This window comes from Janthinobacterium sp. NFX145 (assembly GCF_049810325.1).
Lineage (GTDB): Bacteria > Pseudomonadota > Gammaproteobacteria > Burkholderiales > Burkholderiaceae_D > Janthinobacterium > Janthinobacterium rivuli.
Genome location: NZ_CP187360.1, coordinates 2,013,619 through 2,033,192, shown reverse-complemented (window position 1 = coordinate 2,033,192; position 19,574 = coordinate 2,013,619). Strand labels below are relative to the sequence as shown.

Sequence of the window (19,574 nt, the reverse complement as noted above, 5' to 3'; positions counted from 1 at the left end):
ATTGCTTGCCTGCCAATTTGTTTCATGAGAGCATGCTATCCAGATAAATGTATAGACAAGGCGCTCTGTCACGGCAGCGCTGCCTTGGCCATTCCAGGAGATACCTTGCAGTCCCCTTCCCTCTACGCCCTCGCCGGCAGCCTCAATTCCCTTTTCATTGTCGTCAGCCTGTTTGGCCTGTGGTCGCAGCTGCAAAAAATCTGGCAGCGCAAGCGCGATGCCGGCATCGGCGCCGGCAAGACGACGGACATTTTGTCCATCAACCAGTTCACCGTCAGCTTCCTCGCGTATTGCGCGTTTTTTGTGTACGGCTATTCGATCACGCCATTCAACCACTACATCGTCTGGCCGCGCCTGATCGCGTCCTTGATCGCGCTGGCCATCCTGTTCGAGATTTACCGCGACCGGCGCAGCCGGGCATCGCGCAATGCGCTGCTGGCCTGCGCAATGTTGCTGTGCGCGGGCGTGGCGGGCCTGGCCTTCGGCCCCACCTTCACGGATGAAAAGCGCGTGATCTCGCAAAGCCTGATCGTCGCCGTCACCGTGCTGCTGGCGCAGGGCTACGCGCACCAGATCGGCCTGATCTGGCGCTCGGGCAGGACGGGCGCCGTGTCGTTAAAGATGAGCCAGTTCATCCTGGCGATGGATGTCAGCACCATCTTCTTTGCCTGCGTCATGGGCCTGTCGACGGGCTGGCCCTTGCTGCTGCTGGCCTGCGTCAGCGCCACGACCAAGCTGATCATCATGTGGCTGTTCCGCTGGGAGAAGACCAGCCCCGCCGCGCAGGTGAAACGCCAGGCGCTGGCCTGAGCTTACTGCCCGCTCAGCGCGCGCATTTCCGCATACAGGTTCGCCTTGCCCTCGAAGCCGATGCCGACCAGGTCCGGCATGGTGATGTGGCCGTTTTCGACGCGCACGCCGTCGGGGAAGCCGCCGAACGGCTGGAATAAATCCGGGTACGATTCATTGCCGCCCAGGCCCAGCCCTGCCGCGATATTCAGGGACATCTGGTGGCCGCCGTGCGGGATGCAGCGGCTGCGCGACCAGCCGTGCTGCTGCAGCATGTCCAGCGTGCGCAGGTATTCCACCAGGCCGTAGCTGAGGGCGCAGTCGAACTGCAGCCAGTCGCGGTCGGCGCGCATGCCGCCGTAGCGGATCAGGTTGCGCGCATCCTGCATGGAAAACAGGTTTTCGCCCGTCGCCATAGGCTTGTCGTAATAGCTGCGCAGGGTCGCTTGCAGCTCGAAGTCGAGCGGGTCGCCCGCCTCTTCGTACCAGAACAGGTCGTACTGGCGCAGCGCCTTGGCGTAGGCGATCGACGTGTCGAGGTCGAAGCGGCCGTTGGCGTCCACGCACAGCTTTTGCCCATCCTGCAGCACTTCCATAATGGCGTCGATGCGGCGCAAGTCGTCATCGAGCGAAGCGCCGCCGATCTTTTTCTTGACCACCGTGTAACCACGGTCGATATAGCTGCGCATTTCGTCCTGCAGGGCACTCAAGCTCTGGCCCGGATAGTAATAGCCGCCGGCCGCATACACGAAGACTTTTTTGTCCGGCACGCCCGTGCCATGGCGCTCGGCCAGCAGCTGGAACAAGGGCTTGTTGTCGATCTTCGCCACGGCATCCCAGATGGCCATGTCGATGGTGCCGATGGCCACCGAACGCTCGCCATGGCCGCCCGGCTTTTCATTGGTGTACATGCAGTCCCACACCTTGTGCGGGTCGAGGTTGGCGCCGTCAGCCGTCACGAGGCTGGCCGGATCAGCGTCGAGGATGCGCGGGATGAAGCGCTCGCGCATCAGCATGCCCTGGCCGTAGCGGCCATTCGAATTGAAGCCGTAGCCGACGACAGGCTTGCCGTCACGCATCACATCGGTGACGACGGCCACTAGGCTCAGGGTCATCTTGGTGAAGTCGATGTAGGCGTTGCGGATGGGGGAAGAGATGGGGATGGTCTTTTCGCGGATTTCAACGATTTTCATGCGGGTCTCCTGTGCTTGAATGGTGACGCCAGCTTAACCGCGATAAGCAGTCGTATAATCGATAGTAATTTAAACCATTCTTCACTTGAAGTTAATAATGAAAAGCGACGCCACCACGGAAATGGCCTTCTTTGTGCTGCTGGCCAAGCTGGGCAGCCTGTCGGCCACGGCGCGCGAACTGGGCATCACGCCGCCGGCCGTCAGCAAACGATTGCAACTGATGGAACAGCGCCTGGGCGTGCGTTTGCTCAATCGCAGCACGCGGCGCATCAGCCTGACGGGCGATGGCGAAAACTATTTGCAACAGGCGCGGCAAATCCTCGACGACATCCGCACCATGGAAGAATCCCTGGCCAGCGGCAGCGCGGAACCGCGCGGGTTGCTGCGCGTGAATGCCACCCTGGGTTTCGGGCGCACGGTGATCGCGCCCCTGCTGTCGCAATTCGCCCTGCACCACCCGCAGCTGGAAGTGCAGCTGCAACTGACGGACAGCCCCATCAACCTGGTCGAGCAGGCGTACGACCTGGGCATCCGCTTCGGCGACCTGCCCGACACGCGGCTGTCGGCGCGGCGCATCATGTCGAACCGGCGCTTCCTGTGCGCCTCGCCCGCCTACCTGCAGGCGCACGGCACGCCGCACACCCCGGACGAGCTGGCGCAGCACCGCTGCATCGTGCATCGGCAGAATGACGACGCCTACGGCATCTGGCGTTTGAGCCGGGGCCGCGCCACCCACACGGTGAAGGTGCGCGGCACGGTGGCCAGCAATGATGGCGACGTGGTGCTGGGCTGGGCGCTGGACGGGCACGGCATCCTGCTGCGCTCGGAATGGGACCTGACGCGTTACCTCGACAGCGGCCGCCTGCGCGTGGTGCTGGAAGACTATGCGCTGGCGCCGGCCGACCTGTACGCCTACTACCCGAGCCGCCACCAGCTGCCCGCCAAAGTGCGCGCTTTTATCAATTTTCTCATCGAGCAGTTGCAGCCGGAAGCGGCCACAGCGGCCAAATCAGGTTAAACTACAATATTGCGATATGGCAATATTATGAAGGAGTAGGTTTTGCTAGTCATACTCGGATTTCTCGTCGTGCTGTTTTCCGTCTTTGGCGGCTTCGCCATGCAGGGGGGGCATTTGGGCGCCCTGTTCCAGCCGCTGGAACTGCTGATGATCGGCGGCGCCGCGCTGGGCACCTTCTTTGTCGGCAATGACGCCAAGGCCATCCGCGCCACGTTCGCCGCCCTGCCCACCCTGTTCCACGGCTCGCAATACACGAAAGCGCGCTACATGGAGCTGATGGGCCTGATGTATGAAATCCTCAGCAAGATCCGCAAGGAAGGCCTGATGTCGGTCGAGGACGATATCGACGACCCCTACCGCAGCGCCATCTTCGTGAAATACCCGTACACGCTCGGTGACGAGCACATCCTGGAATTCATCACCGATTACCTGCGCCTGATGGTGTCGGGCAATATGGACGCTTACCAGATCGAAAATCTGATGGATAACGAGATCGAGACGCACCATGAAGATGCGGAAATGCCGATCCAGACGATTTCGCAGCTGGCCGACGCCATGCCCGCCTTCGGCATCGTGGCCGCCGTGATGGGCGTGGTGCACACGATGGCTTCCGTCGGCTTGCCGCCGGCCGAGCTGGGCGTGCTGATCGCGCAGGCGCTGGTGGGCACCTTCATCGGCATCCTGCTGGCCTACGGTTTCATTGCGCCGCTGGCCAGCTTGCTGCGCCGCAAGCACCATGAAACGGCGAAGATGTACCAGTGCGTGAAAGTGACCCTGCTGGCCAGCCTGAACGGCTATGCGCCGGCGCTGGCCGTGGAATTCGGCCGCAAGGTCATTTCCGCCACGGAACGCCCGTCGTTCAGCGAACTGGAAAACCACGTGCGCCAGGTGCGCACGAAGAACTGATACGGCCGGTTAGCCTCAATCGTCAGGCTTCCGGCGCCGTCCAGACCAGGTTCCACAGGTGGCCATCGATATCCTCGAAGCCCTGGTCATACATGAAGCCATGGTCCTCGGGCGGATGCGGTATGCGGCCACCGGCGGCGGCCGCTTTGGCGATCAGGCCGTCCACCTCTTCCCGGCTTTCGCAACTGAGGCAAATGACGACTTCATTGGCCTCCTTCGCCTTCGCCACCGGCTTGCCGATCAGCGACTGGAAGAAGGCTTCCGTCGTCAGCATGGCCTGGATGCTGCCGTCGACGATGTTCATGAAGGCCGCGTTCTCGCCGCTGAAGCGGGGATCGAAGGTAAAGCCAAGGGCGGAAAAGAAGGCCTTGGATTTATCCAGGTCCTTGACGGGCAGGTTGAGGATGATCTGTTTGTGCATGGCGCTTCCTTGCTCACACGTTGACGAAAAAATCGTTCCCCTAGAATACCAATAAAAACTAAAGAAAGGCGCGGGCCAGGCTTGAGCGCGCGCCAGCCACCGCGCGCAGGCGTTCTTCAAGGTAGGCGCTCACGCGGGGATGCTGGCTGAAGGCGACGTTGAAGCGGATGTGCTGGTCGGGCGTGTCGTTGGCCGAGAACGCGGCGCCGCGCATCAGCAGGATCTTGTTGCGGTAGGCGTCCTGCACCAGCAAGTCCACGTCCAGCCCTTCGGGCATGCTGCCCCACAGGAAAATGCCTGCGTCGCCGGGCTGCTCGAACAGCACGCCGGCCGCGTTCAGTTGCCGCGTGCTGGCGTTGCGCGCCACCATGATCTTGCGTTGCAGCCGCTCCAGGTGCTTGCGCAGGTTGCCGGCCTTGAGCACTTCCAGCAGCACGTATTCGTTCAGCGCCGGCAAGGTCATGATGGAATGGATCTTGGTGCGCATCAGCAGCTTGAGCAGGTTGGGCGCCGCGGCCAGGTAGCCCATGCGCAGGGCCGGACTCAGCGCCTTGCACAGGCTCGAATAATAGATCACGCCATCGAGTCCGGACAACGACGCCAACCGCGTACTGTGGCCCGGCTGGAAATGGCCGTGCACGTCGTCTTCGGCGATCAGGAAGCCGTACTGCTGCGCCATGATCAGCACCTTGTGCAGGTTCGCGGCGCTGCTGCTCCACCCGGTGGGATTGTGCAAGGCCGTCTGCATGAACAGCAGACGCGGACGGTGCGCGCGGCAAGCCGCGTCCAGTTCGTCCAGGTCGAGGCCATCGGGGCGGCGCTTGATGGGCACCAGGCGCACGCCGTCCTGGCGCAGCCTGCCGAACATCAGGAAGTATCCGGGGTCTTCCACCAGCACCGTATCGCCGGGCTGCAGAAACGTGCGGCAGATCAGATCGATGGCATGGGTGCCGCCGAAAGTGGTGAGGATGTGGCTGGCGTCCGCGGCGATGCCGATGCCGCGCAACAGCAGCGCGATCTGCTCGCGCAGTTCGGCCAGCCCTTGCGGCGGACAGCGCGAGGCCATGCCGGCCACGCTGCGCGCCAGGCCACGCTGCACGGCGGCCGCCGGCAGCGCGTCCTGCAGCCAGGTGGGCGGCAAGGCGCCGCTGCTGGCCAGCAGCACGCCCGGCCGCTGGTCATTGACTTGCTGGCTCAGCCAGACCGGTTCCTGCTCCTGGCCCGCTTCCAGCGCCACCTCGTCGGGAATGGCGCGGCTGGCGTCAGTGGGTGCGCACACGAAGAAGCCCGTCGTACCGTGCGTATCGATGACGCCTGCGGCCACCAGCCTGTCATACGCCACCACCACGGTGTTGGTGCTGACCGCGAGCTGCGTGGCGAGCTGGCGGATCGACGGCAGCCTGGTGCCGCCAGGCAGGACGCGTTGCGCGATCTGCAGGCGCAATGCGGCTTCGATCTGCTTGAACAGGGCAATGGGGGAGGAGCGGTCGATGGCGAGCATGGGTGGAAGTCTAGCGTAAAAACGTCACGGCGAGGACCAGCAGGATGGCGCCCATCGTGAGATTGAAGATGCGCTGGTTGCGGGGCGCTTTCAGCACGCTGCGAATCGAGACGCCGAACAGCGCCCACATGGCGTTGCAAGGCGCGCCCACCACGGTGCCGATCAGCGACACCAGCAGCGCGTTGGCGAGCATATTGCCCTGCGCCGGCATGAAGACCGACGCCATGGTGACCGCCTTGAGCCAGCTCTTGGGGTTGAGCGCCTGAAACAGCGCGGCCTGCGCAAACGACACGGCTTTCGCTGTGCTGCCTCCCGCCACCGAGGCGCCGGCAAGCTTCCAGGCCAGGAACATCAGGTACAGCGCGCCCGCGATGCGCAGCACCTGCTGCGCCATCGGATACGCGACGAACACGCTGCCCAGCCCCACGCACATGAGCATGGTCTGCACAAAAATGCCGGCCTGGATGCCGAGGATCACCGGCAGCGCACCGCGATAGCCGAAATTGGCGCCGGTGGTGGCCAGCATGACGTTGTTCGGCCCCGGCGTGGCGGACATCACAAAGCAGTAGCTCATCAGAGGCAGGAGTTCGGTCATGGCAGGCAGTCGCAGCGTGGAGAAGGCCCCAGTCTAAAAGCGTGGCACGGCAGGGACAAGACACAAGGCGCCGCATACAGGCACATGCTGTATCAGTCGAACGACTGCTACAGCGGCGATACAGGCAGCCCCGCCCGGACAAGCATTTGGAAAGTGCTGTTTCTGTCCGGTTGCGGCCGACAGCGTCGAAGGCATTGTCAATGTTGATAACGGACTTCAGCGTCCACCGCAGGCGCACAACGCAACTGGCGGATTGCCAGTGGGCTCAAGCGAGTCGAATTGTCATTTCAAAGGCGCTTCCACATTGGCCGGGATACCACCCCTTCATCAATGCCTGTCGAATAGCGTGTTCCACAACTGAGGGCGTGATAGCACGCGTGAAATTACCCAGCCAAATATCCGGACGTGCGATATCTGTTCTCACCAGAAGGGTGGTTCGGCCACCGCTTTCAGATTCCACTGCGAAAGACAGATTCGCTTCCCCCATGGCCTGTGTATAGGTGGGCAGACTGACCGACCATCGATATGGTAAAGAATCGACAATAATTCGGCGGCTTCCTTTTCTTGCAATGGACATGATATTTCCTGTTCGCCTATGCCAATCTTGTATTGGCCGGCCGGCGTTGTAAGATCACTGAATCCCGTGGTCCGTCTTGATTACAGAAAGGCGCGAACAAATCGCGTCAAATCGTCGAGAAATGCGCTTGATCGACGTGCTGTTCGGCCACTTCGCGCGCCAATGTCGCTGAAAAAATGGATTGATCAGCGCTTCCCTCAGCTATTCTCCTCAAAGCATTTGCCGACAGGCACCCGGCGGCTTGCCGATGACGCGCTTGAAAGCACGACTGAACGCGGCTTGAGATGTATAGCCAAGGCGTCGGGCGACGACGTCGATGGACACTCTTTCATGAGTGAGCAATTGTGTGGCAAGACGCATTCTCAATTCCGTGGCATAGCGCAGGGGCGGCACGCCGATGGTGGTTTCAAAGCGTCGCGCGAAGACAGAGCGAGAGATATAACACTCCGCAGCCAACTGTGCAACTGTCCATTCACGACCAGGCTGGCGGTGCAGCGCCAATATGGCAAGAGCAAGGCGCGGATCCCGCAATGCGGCGAGGAGACCAGAAGCGTTTTCACAACCGCATTCAATCCAGCCGCGCACGATCATTGCTGCCGCGACCTCCGCGAGGCGAGCCAGAATGCCTGCAAAGCCAATACGGCCGGCGCAGATTTCACGCTTCATTGAATCAAGAACAGGCAGTAAGCCAGGATAGCCTTGCGCTTGCGTGTCAGCCACCATGACGGTTGGCATCAGCTTGCCGATCCCTTGCATCCCGCCGAGATCGAATTCCATGCAGCCGTAAAAAATAACCGCACTGGGCATGGGGTGCGTACTGGGACATGTGTCGACTCCGCTAACGGATTCACCGAGGGGCGCGGCATCGAACTTTGCGATGTCCTGAAATGCAATATCCGCATCCGACAGAAGCTGATGTCTCCTACCGTGAGGCATGAACGCCGCGCTACCGGCGGACAGCTTGTGCAACTCACCATCATCGGTACATATGAAGGCAGTGCCAACGGCCAGGAAGTGGAAGTAGGCATGGCCTGGCTTGTCTTCAAAGCCTATGCCGAAAGCTGGGCCGGTCTGAATACGGCGGTACTGGACTCCACGCAGGCGCATACCTGTCAATAGTTCGCTGACGAGATTAGACGATGGAAAAATTTGATTTTGCTTGCTCATTTTAGGTGTTTCGGTCAAAACATCAGGAGTTGCCATCATAGATCATCCTGGATTTTACCTCTAGACTTTCGACTCCGATTGTTTTAGGGATTGTAGAGATGAACAACGATGTTTTTGCTACCAAGCAAACGCCCAACGCGAACGATGTGTCTGTTCTAGAGCCAGCGACAGCAGCATGGATGGCCGTGTTTTCACTGGCCATGGGGGTTTTCGGTTTACTGACGGCGGAGTACCTGCCAGCCAGTCTGTTGACCCCGATGGCCTTCGATCTTGGTGTATCGGAGGCACTAGCTGGTCAGGCAGTGACGGTGACGGCCGTCGTGGCCATGTTCGCCGGGCTGTCGGTGCCAGGTCTCACGCGTCATTTTGACCGGCGTGTCGTCTTGTTGGCTTTCACAGTGCTGATGATCGCCTCCAATTTGCTAGTGGCGTTGTCCTCTAGCTTGACAGTATTGTTGGTGATGCGCATTCTTCTGGGCGTCGCGTTAGGGGGCTTTTGGAGCATGGCGGCAGCCGTGGCTATGCGGCTGGTACCGGCAAAGTTGGTGCCGCGAGCGCTATCCATCATATTCAGCGGCATCGCCATCGGGACGGTCGTTTCCGTACCGTTGGGCAGCTACCTGGGGGGACTATATGGCTGGCGCAGTGCATTTATAGCAGCCGCGGCTGTCGGAGGGCTGACACTTTTGTTTCAATTGTTCACGCTGCCCCGTATGGCGCCGCGCACGATGATGCGCACGACATCGGTACTGCAATTGCTCCGTCGCCCGGGAATTGGGATCGGGATGTTGGGCTGCGTACTTGCCCATACCGGGCAATATGCATTGTTCACCTATATTCGCCCCGCTCTTGAAAGCGTTGTCCATATCGATGTAAACGGTTTGTCTCTGATGCTCCTGGGTTTTGGTGTCGCCAACTTCGTTGGCACGCTGCTGGCCGGCTGGTTAATGGAGCGTAGCCTGCGTGCTACTTTAGTGCTCATGCCTGCGCTGGTGGGCTTGACGGCATTCGGCATGATCTTACTGCCAGTCCAAGGAACAGGCCTGATGCTTTTGGTCGCTCTGTGGGGCCTGGCGTTCGGCGGCGTACCTGTCGCCTGGTCCAACTGGGTTGCCCGTGCTGTCCCTGATCAAGCGGAGACAGCTGGTGGCATGGTTGTCGCCGCGGTGCAATCGTCAATAGCTGCCGGCGCTGCATTGGGTGGCATGATGTTCGGGTTTGGTGGAGTGACAGGCGTTTTCATTATTGCTGGCGTGGTGATGCTGTTCGCTGCTCTCGTTATCGCTTTAAAAGTTCGAGTCGAACTGCCGCAGTGACCCGCCACGAGTTCGCCAGACGCTCTTCAGGCGATCAAAATACTGCTTTTCGCTGATGACCAGTCCACCGCCAGCGTACGATATTCTCGGCCTCACCGAGCGTTCAAAGCAGAGGATGGGCTAGGCTGTCATAGACAACTGTGCCGATGTAGGGCTCAGAAGCAGGGGCTCTACCGCGGCGGCCTCAGTCGCAGTGACATCCTTCGCCGTACATGATGACGAAGGAAATCCAGCTTTTGCTTGAGCGCGGCAGAAGTCTCTGCCGGGTAGGAGCTAGACAAGTCAGACCCGGTCTCGCTGTTGGATCAGGCAGCTACGAGATCTCACACCAGGAGCCTGGCAACACAGCCAGGCCCTCAACACGATCCTTCGGTTTTTCATCCTGCAAGAACCATGGATATGGAAAGCCTAAGCTACCAGTGGCGTTTTGCCCCGGTAGCACGGTCCGCTTCCGCCCCAAAGCGGAAGTTCGATAGGCACAACTCGCTAGCTAGCCTTTAAGCTTTTTCTTGGAAGACTTATCAATGGCGAAGAGCAAATGACTGCAAAACCAACTGAAAACCATCGACAAAACTCTAGTCGATTCAGTGTTTCACCATAGCTCCTCGTCAGGTAATGCCCAAAGCTCTTCAAGGTTCACATCGTCACTGCTCGGGCGGTGCACCTTCAGGAGCGGGTCAATCTTCAAGATCATAGGTAGTTCGAAGGCCGTCCCCGTGACGACACAGCAGCCCTTGGCCAAGGTTGGGATGAGAGCCTTGGAACTGGAGTCCAAGGTGCTGATGGTGTTGTCCAGCAGCATGAGGTCGCGCTCGTTCACCAGCCGGTGGATGAAAAAGTTGTGGATCTGCGAAACGATGGTGGGCGAGATGTCGGCAGGCCGCTGACTGGAGAGTGTGAGGTAGACCCCGTACTTGCGCCCCTCCTTGATGATCTCCTCAAATAGCTCAAGCCTATAATCCTTCCAGATTTCATGCTCGCGGGTGGATTGCTCTGAAAGGATATTGTGAGCCTCATCAATGATTAGGTGCAATGTCCTCGTAGGTGGGCTCTTTAGGTTCTCATTGTCCTTGTGGCTCGTGTAGAAATTTTTGGCTATTAGCAGAGGCAAGATTTTCTTAATTTCGTTCTTGCACTTCTTCAAAGAGATAACTTGCAAAAGATGTGTCGGAGGTGGCTCATCTACGATTTCAAGCACATTGCGAAGAGCTGTGATGGAGGACTTGGTGCGGGCAAGTACCGGCTGGATGTGCTCATACTGGGCATAACCTAGGACGACATCTGAGCATAGTTGCAGATAGCATCTGAGAATCAGCTCTGTGAACTGGTCTAAGTCATCGACATCAACGTGCTCATCCAATAGTGGCTTCATGAACTCAACAAAGCCACCGCTGTCGGAATTATAATAGTGGCCCTCGGCGGCTCTAAAGTATTTGTTCTTGCCGTTGTATGTGATGCCCTTCAAATGGTCTTGAAGCTCTTCGCAATCAATAATCCTGGCAATCTCCCTAGCAAGTTCAAGTGCATCTGGTTTTGGTTCGCCAGAACTAAAGGCTCTTTCCAAAGTCTTTTCAATATAGCGTTCAAGTGGCACATCTTTAAACCGCTCTTTGCCTGTCAGCACTCTTCGCAGAAACGGTTGCTGTGTGTTGGTCGTGGCTTGAAATAGAAGACTTAAAGTTTCAGCGTCCCAAAAATGCGAGGCTTCAATCTTGAATTTGTGCTTTGCCTTTTTGGAATCTAGAATCGTTATCTTCTTCTGTTTAGCAGGAAGGATCTGGTCTTCAACATATTCGCCGTTGAAGTCAATAATGACAAACTGGCTTTTGCTTTTTAGGCCAGCCAGCTTCTCATTGAAAAGTGTGGTGTAGAGCTTCGCCAGTGTGTTTGACTTGCCACTGCCCGTGTTACCAAAGATTCCAAGGTGGCTGTTGAAGATGCGAGTCCATGGCAGGTTTATGGACACGTTCTCCTTGAGCATAGCTCCAATGGAGAAGCTGGTTGTCCCCTCAGTCCCGTAGATCTTGCCGACCATGCGCTCACTGAGTAGGGATGCCTTGTCCCTGATCATGGGCATGTACTTCACACCCTCAAAGAACTTGTCATCCACGATGTAGCCGATGGGACGCACATCCACTTTTCGGATGTACTGGGTCTTCTCCGCATCAGCTTCCATGCGGCGCTCATCGAGGTACTCGCCCTCTACCAGGCAGACGATGTCAATGAAGCCGCGCTGAATGGAGATGTGCTCCCTGAGCGACACGCCTCTGTACTTCACACCGTTATAGAAGATCGTCTCCTGGCTGGAGTCTTCAAAAATGCGTAATGAGATGCGGATGCCTGAGACTGCAATGACTTCGCCAACGACGATGCTCATAGACCGTCCTTATCTTCAGGAGCCTCGTACTTTTCGGCCTTCAGAGAGAAGATGTACTTGTTGAAGTTTGTGAAGTCCAGCTTCTCGCCCTCAGGCGGACCGATGATGGTCACATTTTTCCAAAGCTTGAATTCCTCGCGCATGCTCTCAGCACTGCTTTGGCTGTAGCAGCAAATGAAGGTCTGGAGCTGTGGGTTTGACAGTGAGCGTTGGACCAGCTTTCTGATGTGTTCATCTGCAAACGAAAACCCGAAGCTGATGAGGATGGAGTTTGGCTTCTCAAGCTCATAGCTCAAGAATCTCAGCATCTGGTAGTAGTGCTCCTCAAACACCGTCTCATGAAACTTCCACTTGGTCGGGTTGACGATTGGAAGCTTGTTGTACTCGCGCCAGAAGTTTCCTCGCTGAGTGGACGTGAAACTAACTGAGGGAACTTTGGAAGAGACTCCCCCCTCAGTTGTGATGTAGTCTGAGAATTTCCCAATCTTTGCAAGTGTCTTCACGTGGATGATGTTCTTGAAGTCGTTTTTGTACTTGACTTCAATCTTGTCTCCACTCTTTGACCAATACACAGATCCATGCAGATGGATGATGTTGAGTTGAGGCACTCCATAATTGCTCCGCTCAAAAATACCGGTCTGGCATTGGAACGTGTTGAAGTTCTTTGCATGAAGATGCTTGCAATGAAATCCTGATGTTCCATCGTTCACCACGAAATCATGCGCACCCTTCATGAGGATGTTGTCGGCACTATGAGCCAGGCATCCGTCATAGTTGGTCGTGAAAATATTGATTTTGCGGTTCAGGTCTTTTCTTCGGTCAAGCAAGCCTAGCAAGGTCTTCAAGAAAACTTCGTAGTTTTCAAGATTAATTTTCCCTTTTGCCGTTGTGACATTTGCGGGGTTGAAGGTCTGCACGGGCAGGATGCACATGTTGTAGTAGTGCATGAAGAGCGCGGTCTTCTTGTCAGGATTGTTCTCGTACCTCGTGGCAAGCGTCTCCACGGTTTCCCACTCATCCTTGGCGTTCTTGATTGCCAAGCCCAATGTCGGAAACAAGTCGGCTGAAGCTCCAGAGCCAATGAGAATGTTAATATTTTTGTTGTATGCGTCCAGCGGTTCGATTGACTCAAACATCTCTTCTCCTATTATTGCGAAGTGGAAATTCCGGCTTCCACTTGTGGCGTCCGTCAGGAGGCTTCCCAGCAGATTTTATGGGCGGCTCCGTTCTAGCAGGCAGAGGGCTACATGACTTCCCCATTTTTGTCTTCTGGTGCTCTCATCCTCGCAACAGGCGCACCAGCTTGTCTAGGGTCAAAGCTCCCGACAAGCAGTAAAGGAATATATAGAAATCGACACTTGCTCTTCCTGGAGATCAACTTGAACTCATCAAGCAGCCACCTCAAACACCATGGACAGAGTGACAGTTCATCACTGACTGCGTCCAACGACCGCTTCTGGCCGATTACGGAAGGTGAGCATAGCAGACCCACCGCCCGTTTAAGGCCAGAGCGGTGCAGTTTTTGAACAGACACCTGTCCTCAGAAAATCCACGGTGTGCTAGCAGCTCAAGGAAAGCTCTCTGCGCCGCTACGCTAGGTGACTTCCAAGTCAAGTCACCCGCAGCATCTTTCATGGCAAACACAGCCCAAGTTGTTTGTTCAGGTGCGCATTCCACGTACCATTTTTGTGAGCAAATCGTGCATTCATAATTTGAAATTTCATAATCGAGTGGGGGTAAAAAAGTCTCTGTATCCAAATCTTGAAAATAGGTAGAAAACTCCTCCGCTCCTTTGTATTCAAAGCGTTTTTGCCAGTACGTGAGGTTGGCAATCGCCAGCGGGACTTCTTTGCACTTGCACATAAACTTCACACCTTGATTGTCCGATGCTCTGTTGTGGAACGTCGGGTATTGGCCGGTTGCCGCTGTTGGCAGGTGCCGCCCCATACCGGTCTTTCGGAACGAGAGGCAGCACATCATGAAAGCCACAATTTACTCAACAAGAGAACCGTCACCTCGGTTCTCAGGAAGTTCTTCTATACCGTCATAGTTCCAATATCGCCAGATTCCAACCTCGGCACCTCGGTAGTACATACCTTCTGCTGCAATCTGACCGCTCTCGTAGAAGTCCTGCCAGCTTCCTTCTTCCACTCCGTCCGCGTACATCCCTTGCGAAGCCAACTGCCCATTCCTGTGGAATTCGGTGAAGAGTCCATGGCGGATCCATCTAGCCCCGTCGGGAGACAAGTACCGGGCATACCGAAATCTGACATCACCGGTCTCATAAAAAATCTCGGCAATATTTAAGTCCACTGGCTGTTGGTTCCCAAAATTGGTGTCGATGACTGAATGGCTGCTTCTGGCCGATTACGGAAGGTGAGCATAGCAGACCAACCGCCCGTTTAAGGCCAGACCGGTGCAGTTTTTGAACAGACACCTGTCCTCAGAAAATCCACGGTGTGCTAGCAGCTCAAGGAAAGCTCGCTGCGCCGCTATGCTAAGTGACTTCCAAGTCAAGTCACCCGTAGCATCTTTCATGGCAAACACAGCCCAATTTGTTTGTTCAGGTGCGCATTCTACATACCATTTTTGTGAGCAAATCTTGCACTCATAATTTGAAATTTCATAATCGAGTGGGGGTGAAAAAGTCTCTGTATCCAAATCTTGAAAATAGGTAGAAAACTCCTCCGCTCCTTTGTATTCAAAGCGTTTTTGCCAGTACGTGAGGTTAGCAATCGCCAGCGGGACTTCTTTGCATTTGCACATAAACTTCACACCTTGATTGTCCGAAGCTCTGTTGTGGAACGTCTGGTATTGGCCGATACCGCACAGTCAAAATGATTCAGTGCACGAAGTTACTGCCTTCAGCGCCAGCAAGAGGTTTGGTCCGGTGCACCAAGTCCTCTCACTGTCACTTACGGGCCCGGCGCCGTCTCATCCGGGCAGCTGACCTCGTCCTCTGGCGTATATAGGGTCATCGGCACGCGCTGGCCGTCGACTTCCAGTTCGCGCACTTTCGGCGGCACCAGCTGGAACTCGCCCGCCTGCAGTTTCTCGCGCAGGGGTTTGCAGCGCAGGGCATCGGTGGGAATTTGTCCGCGCGCGGTCCAGCTGCCGTCTTCCTTTTCCGCCAGCAACACTGACGAGGCACGCGGGTCATTGCTGATCAGCAGCACATCCTGCTTGCCATCGCCATCGAAATCGAGCAGGTAGGCGTCGCACTGCGGCCCTGCCCGCTTCAGGCAGGCGGGCAGGCGCCAGGCAGGGCTCACTTGCGTCCAGTCCTGGCGCAGGAAACTCTCCGGCAACTTCGCCGTGGCCGGACGCAGGGTCAGGTTGATCGACACGTCGCTCAGCGCCCCCGTCTCGTCGAGGCGGTTCTGGCGCTTGAGCATGGCTTCGGCACGGGCCCGCACGATGGCCGCGTCTGGCCCCGTCGTGCGTTTCGTCAACTCCTGCAAGGCTGCCTGGCCGTAGCGGGCGCCCTGGAAGCGAAGGTATTCGAAATCGAACTTGTCCACGCCGATCTTGCCGCTGTCCAGGCGCGCCATCTGGCTGGCCACGGAAATGCGGGCTGGGTCCGCCAGCGGCGAGAACAGGGCGAACAGCACCAGCAGGGTGACGCCGGCGGTAGCCACGTTGACGTTGGCGATCAGATGCAGCCAATCGCCATACTTGCTGGCCGCCCAGGCGTAACCGGCGGCGTAGCAGGTGGCGACCAGCAGGCAGGCGGCAGCGATCAGGCGGTCGGACGTCCAGCCATGCGACATCACGCGCAGGGTCAGCGCATAGATGGCGATGCCCACCACCCACGGCAGCAGCAGGCAAGCCAGGCGCGTGCCCAGGCGGATGCCGCGCGCCACGCCATGGCCCACTTCGCCATTCTGGAAGGCGGCATTGATCAGCACCACCAGCACGCCGGCCATGCCCAGCAGCACGGACGCCGCATGGCGCGTGGCCCACAGGCGCTCGAAGCCGATGAAGGGCAAGGTCAGCAGGAAACCGGAGACGAGCACGGCGGCGATCGGCATCAGCCACGACAGCAGCACCAGCAGCAAGGTGCGGATGCCGCGCACGATGGACGGACGCACGTCCGTGATGTGGATGGCAAACGAAAACGCGAAACAGATGACGGGAATCACGAACCAGGCCTGGCCCAGCAGTTTTTTCAGGAAACTCAGTTTGATGAGCAGGAACAATTGTCCACCCAGCCACAGCACCAGCCACAGGCCCAGCACGAACAGCAGGGAAAACAGCAGCTGGATGCCGAGCTTCCAGGCGATTTCAAAGTAGGTGGGATAACGGGCGATGCGCTGGCCATCCTGGGCGCTGGCCAGCACCAGCGCGTGGGCGATATAAAAACCCACGACGCAAAAACCGAACAGCTGGGCGGAAATGACGCGCAGGGGCGCGCCCGGCTTGTAGTTGCCCCAGATCACGTGCTCGGCGCCGCGCGCCACGTCATGCCAGGCCAGCACGGCCATCACGACGGCCGCGCCCGCCATCCACAGCCCGATGCGCTTGACCGACATATGGCCCAGGCTGGAGACCAGCAGGATCGGTAGCAGCAGGCTGATCAGCATCAGCGGCGCCAGCAGATAGGCTTCCGTGGCGGGCCACACCTTGTCCTGCGCCGTGCTGTACAGCCAGTACAGCAGCAAGCCTTGCAGCAGGCCCGTCACCAGGCGCGTCACCGCGATGCGCGGTGCCACCACCGGATCGAGCAACGCCATGTTTTTTCCTGCGACATCCTGCTGCATAATCATCCTCTTAATAGTCGTTCATTGCAGTCATTGCTGTACTGCGAGCACGGCCATTATTGCATTTCGTTATCGTCATCTCAACAGCGATTCACGCGCACGCCCTTCCCCCGCGTCTTCACTGCGGCGCAATGGCAGGCTTTGCGCCAGGCCCCAGGCCAGTTCCGGCACGAGGAACAGCCACAGCACGGGTTGGCCCGTCACCAGCAGCGCCCATGCCATCCACATGGAAAACAGGTAGCGCGCCGCCGCGTCGTAGCGGCCGAAACGCGGCTGCGGGTCCAGCATGCGCAGCACCGACCAGACCATCACCACGCTGCCAAACAAACTGCTGATCAGCAGATGAAACGGTCCGAAGACGGGCAGCGGCAGGCCGCCCAGGCTCACGTTGAGCGCGTTCAAGTGTTCGCGCAGCAGCAAAAACGTCCACGGCGTGGTAAACGGGGCAATCATGAGCACATCATAAATGGCACTGGCGCGCACCACGCGGCGAAAAGCGGAAATGGACAACATGGGAACTCCTGGTTATGGAAAGCACCCATGATCGAGCTTGGAGTACACTCCATGGTCAAGCATTTTATGAAAGAAATTCCATGCAGATCGGCGAGATGGCGCAGGCGACGGGCTTGAGCCGCGATACCCTGCGCTTTTACGAAAAGCGGGGCTTGCTGCGCGCGCGGCGCGGCGCGAATGGCTACCGCGACTACCCGCCCGAGGCGGCCGACTGGCTGCGCTACCTGCGCACGGCGCAGCAACTGGGTTTTACGCTGGCCGAAATCGAGGCCGACATGCCGCTGCTAGCCAGTGCCGGCGATCCCGCCACGGCGGACCTGCTGCGCGCGGCGCTGGCGCGCAAGCTGGGCGAAATCGATGCGCGCATCGCGGGATTGACGCAATTGCGCGGCGAACTGGTGCTGCGTATGGGGCCGCAGGCGGCCGATTGTCCATTGCGGGGCGATGCCGGTGCAGCGCACTAAATTACTGCCGTGGCTTTACCTGTTGGGCGCCGAGCTGGCCTGCGGCGACTTGCTGTCCCGGCTGGGCAAGAAACCCGCGTATCTCGTCTACCAGGGTTGCCAGCAAAACAGGGAGCGCCATGAAGTCGGTGGCAAGCATGCGCAGCAGACGGAAGCGTATCTGCGGCGCTGCCCTGGTGGGACAGGCCCTTAGTCGAGTTCCTGCCGCGCCACCAGGATGCCGTCCGCATCGGCGTAGATCCAGTCGCCCGGATGCACGGCCACGCCGCTGATCTGCACGCGCACGTCGCGCTGGCCGGCGCCCGTCTTGTTGCTCTTGCGCGGATGCGTGGCCAGGGCGCGCACGCCGATCTGGCAGACATTGAGTTCCTCGCTGTCGCGGATGCAGCCATCGACGACGATGCCGGCCCAGCCGTTGCTTTCGGCCAGCACACCCAGCTGGCCGCCCACCAGCGCGCGGCGCAGGCTGCCGCCGCCATCAATCACCAGCACATGGCCCTGGCCCGGCGTTTCCAGGGTGCTGCGCACGAGGGCGTTGTCTTCGAACACGTGCAAGGTGGTGGCGGGGCCGCTGAAACGCACGCGCTGGCCAAAGGCGCGGTACACGGGCGGCAGCACGGCCAGGGTGCCATCGTCCAGCATGGCTGCATAGTCGTCGCACAGGTCGGTGGTGGCAAAGGTCATGGGAATTCCTTTCGTGGCAGATGGCAACGATTCTATGCCTTTTGCAGCGCCGCGGCACGGGTTTTGCCGCCCACGCCCACGGCCGTGGCAATCGCCAGCGCCTGGAACACGCCGATGAAGACGAACAGCAGGGCCGGATGGTCGCCATCCATCAGCGCGCCAAAGAACAGGGGGCCGACGGCCAGGCCGCTGTCGAGGCCCGAATACACGACGCCGTACACGCGCCCGGTGGCATTTTTCGGCGCCGCCGCGCGTATCATCAGGTCGCGCGACGGCCCCGCCACGCCCGACGTCAAGCCGATGGCGCCCATCAGCACCACCGCGCCCCAGGCTGGCACGACGGCCATGGCCAGCAGCACGGCCAGCAGCGCGGCGGCGGAAAAGGCGATCGCCACGTTGCGGTCCGGCTGCTTGCTGCGCGCACCCACCACGCCGCCGGCCAGCATGCCCACGGCCGAGGCCAGCATATAGGCCGTGTAGGCGCTGGTGGCCAGCGCCAGGCTCATGCCATACAGCTTGACGAGGGCCACGCTGGCAAAGCTCTGGATGCCGCCCAGGGCGATGGCGGTAATGAAAAAGAAGGCAAAACACATCCACACGGCAGGCAGGCGCAGGAAATCCAAGGTGCCTTCGCCGCCAGCCGCCTGACCCGGCGCGGCCTTTTTCACGGGCTCGGGACGGATGGCGTGGCGGTTCAGGAACAGGATCAACAGCACGCCAAACGGCAGCACGGCCGCGCATTGCAGCGCCACCCGCCAGTCATAATGGGTGGCAACGTATGTCATGAACAGGGGCGCCAGGGCCCAGCCGATGTTGCCGCTGATGCCATGCACGGAAAAGCCGTAAGCCACGCGGGCCGCCGACACGCGCTGGTTGAGGATGGTGTAATCGGCCGGATGGAACACGCTGTTGCCCATGCCTGCCAGCATGGCACCCAGCATCAGCGCCGCATAGCTGTGCGCGGTGGACAGGGCCAGCGCCGACACGCCCAGCAAGAAGATGCCGGAAAACAATACGGCACGCGCGCCGAAGCGGTCGACGACAAAGCCGGCCAGCGCCTGCCCCACGCCCGAGATGATGAAGAACACCGTCATCAGCAGGCCCAGCTCGGCATACGACAGGCCGAAGGCCGGTTTCAGCCAGACGAACAGGGCCGCGAGGATCAAATGGTAGAAGTGCGACACGCCATGCGCCAGCCCCACCAGGCCGATGACGCGGGCATCGCTGCGCAAGGTGGGAATTTCGGATGCCGAGTGAGTTGTGATCATGTCATACCCTGTCTTATACTGGTGA

General features: G+C 58.8%; 20 protein-coding genes. 6 read left to right on the top strand and 14 right to left on the bottom strand.

Translation table 11 applies throughout. From position 1 onward, the window contains the following. Window positions 1-105 precede the first annotated feature (105 nt). Complete coding sequence (locus ACPJXG_RS09075) at window positions 106-810, top strand: hypothetical protein (RefSeq protein ID WP_425254012.1); 705 nt, start codon at window positions 106-108, stop codon at window positions 808-810. Between the two features lie 2 nt (window positions 811-812). Here ACPJXG_RS09075 and ACPJXG_RS09070 read toward each other — a convergent pair whose 3' ends face one another. After that, a complete protein-coding gene (locus tag ACPJXG_RS09070; RefSeq protein ID WP_425254011.1) occupies window positions 813-1,982 on the bottom strand; it encodes a mandelate racemase/muconate lactonizing enzyme family protein in 1,170 nt (389 codons plus the stop codon). Window positions 1,983-2,079: 97 nt separating this feature from the next. On the opposite strand from ACPJXG_RS09070, the gene ACPJXG_RS09065 reads away from it, so the two are divergent. After that, window positions 2,080-3,000 (top strand): LysR family transcriptional regulator, encoded by a 921-nt coding sequence (locus ACPJXG_RS09065; RefSeq protein WP_425254010.1) that lies wholly within the window; start codon window positions 2,080-2,082, stop codon window positions 2,998-3,000. Window positions 3,001-3,042: 42 nt separating this feature from the next. Further along, complete coding sequence (gene motA / locus ACPJXG_RS09060; protein WP_035820336.1) at window positions 3,043-3,906, top strand: flagellar motor stator protein MotA; 864 nt, start codon at window positions 3,043-3,045, stop codon at window positions 3,904-3,906. 22 nt (window positions 3,907-3,928) lie between these two features. Here the strand turns inward: motA and ACPJXG_RS09055 are convergent, their stop codons facing one another. From ACPJXG_RS09055 to ACPJXG_RS09035, 5 genes are all read right to left on the bottom strand, one after another. Then, window positions 3,929-4,327, bottom strand: coding sequence for a VOC family protein (locus tag ACPJXG_RS09055; protein ID WP_425254009.1), 399 nt, complete (start codon window positions 4,325-4,327; stop codon window positions 3,929-3,931). 58 nt (window positions 4,328-4,385) lie between these two features. Continuing rightward, complete coding sequence (locus tag ACPJXG_RS09050; RefSeq protein WP_425254008.1) at window positions 4,386-5,828, bottom strand: PLP-dependent aminotransferase family protein; 1,443 nt, start codon at window positions 5,826-5,828, stop codon at window positions 4,386-4,388. Between the two features lie 10 nt (window positions 5,829-5,838). Beyond that, window positions 5,839-6,423 (bottom strand): LysE family translocator, encoded by a 585-nt coding sequence (locus ACPJXG_RS09045; protein WP_425254007.1) that lies wholly within the window; start codon window positions 6,421-6,423, stop codon window positions 5,839-5,841. 265 nt (window positions 6,424-6,688) lie between these two features. Further along, window positions 6,689-7,000, bottom strand: a complete 312-nt coding sequence (locus ACPJXG_RS09040) for a hypothetical protein (protein ID WP_152598724.1) — start codon at window positions 6,998-7,000, stop codon at window positions 6,689-6,691. Window positions 7,001-7,210: 210 nt separating this feature from the next. Then, window positions 7,211-8,206, bottom strand: a complete 996-nt coding sequence (locus tag ACPJXG_RS09035; RefSeq protein ID WP_425254006.1) for an AraC family transcriptional regulator — start codon at window positions 8,204-8,206, stop codon at window positions 7,211-7,213. A gap of 59 nt (window positions 8,207-8,265) precedes the next feature. Here ACPJXG_RS09035 and ACPJXG_RS09030 point away from each other — a divergent pair, with 59 nt between their 5' ends. Then, on the top strand, window positions 8,266-9,483 hold the full coding sequence (locus tag ACPJXG_RS09030; protein WP_425254005.1) for an MFS transporter: 1,218 nt from the start codon (window positions 8,266-8,268) through the stop codon (window positions 9,481-9,483). A gap of 592 nt (window positions 9,484-10,075) precedes the next feature. On the opposite strand, the gene ACPJXG_RS09025 is transcribed toward ACPJXG_RS09030, so the two are convergent. From ACPJXG_RS09025 to ACPJXG_RS09000, 6 genes are all read right to left on the bottom strand, one after another. Further along, window positions 10,076-11,860, bottom strand: a complete 1,785-nt coding sequence (locus ACPJXG_RS09025) for an ATP-binding protein (protein WP_425254004.1) — start codon at window positions 11,858-11,860, stop codon at window positions 10,076-10,078. Beyond that, entirely contained in the window at window positions 11,857-12,996 is a 1,140-nt protein-coding gene (locus ACPJXG_RS09020; protein WP_425254003.1) for a hypothetical protein, read from the bottom strand. The genes ACPJXG_RS09025 and ACPJXG_RS09020 overlap by 4 nt, the downstream gene beginning before the upstream one ends. A gap of 328 nt (window positions 12,997-13,324) precedes the next feature. After that, complete coding sequence (locus tag ACPJXG_RS09015; protein WP_425254002.1) at window positions 13,325-13,849, bottom strand: hypothetical protein; 525 nt, start codon at window positions 13,847-13,849, stop codon at window positions 13,325-13,327. A gap of 3 nt (window positions 13,850-13,852) precedes the next feature. Further along, window positions 13,853-14,173 (bottom strand): toxin-antitoxin system YwqK family antitoxin, encoded by a 321-nt coding sequence (locus tag ACPJXG_RS09010; protein ID WP_425254001.1) that lies wholly within the window; start codon window positions 14,171-14,173, stop codon window positions 13,853-13,855. Between the two features lie 602 nt (window positions 14,174-14,775). Then, window positions 14,776-16,593, bottom strand: a complete 1,818-nt coding sequence (locus ACPJXG_RS09005; protein ID WP_425254000.1) for a DUF4153 domain-containing protein — start codon at window positions 16,591-16,593, stop codon at window positions 14,776-14,778. Window positions 16,594-16,695: 102 nt separating this feature from the next. Next, the gene (locus tag ACPJXG_RS09000; protein WP_425253999.1) at window positions 16,696-17,133 is read right to left on the bottom strand and encodes a hypothetical protein; all 438 of its coding nucleotides are present in this window, start codon (window positions 17,131-17,133) and stop codon (window positions 16,696-16,698) included. A gap of 80 nt (window positions 17,134-17,213) precedes the next feature. On the opposite strand from ACPJXG_RS09000, the gene ACPJXG_RS08995 reads away from it, so the two are divergent. Continuing rightward, window positions 17,214-17,597, top strand: coding sequence for a MerR family transcriptional regulator (locus ACPJXG_RS08995; RefSeq protein ID WP_176390012.1), 384 nt, complete (start codon window positions 17,214-17,216; stop codon window positions 17,595-17,597). Then, window positions 17,584-17,790, top strand: coding sequence for a DUF4952 domain-containing protein (locus tag ACPJXG_RS08990; protein WP_425253998.1), 207 nt, complete (start codon window positions 17,584-17,586; stop codon window positions 17,788-17,790). The genes ACPJXG_RS08995 and ACPJXG_RS08990 overlap by 14 nt, the downstream gene beginning before the upstream one ends. Here ACPJXG_RS08990 and rraA read toward each other — a convergent pair. Both rraA and ACPJXG_RS08980 read right to left on the bottom strand, forming a co-directional pair. Continuing rightward, window positions 17,787-18,281, bottom strand: a complete 495-nt coding sequence (gene rraA / locus ACPJXG_RS08985; protein ID WP_099400446.1) for a ribonuclease E activity regulator RraA — start codon at window positions 18,279-18,281, stop codon at window positions 17,787-17,789. The two genes, ACPJXG_RS08990 and rraA, sit on opposite strands and share 4 nt — an antisense overlap. A gap of 32 nt (window positions 18,282-18,313) precedes the next feature. Continuing rightward, window positions 18,314-19,549 carry an MFS transporter gene (locus ACPJXG_RS08980; protein WP_425253997.1) on the bottom strand — a complete coding sequence of 412 codons (1,236 nt, stop codon included), beginning with the start codon at window positions 19,547-19,549 and terminating at the stop codon, window positions 18,314-18,316. Window positions 19,550-19,574 lie beyond the last annotated feature (25 nt).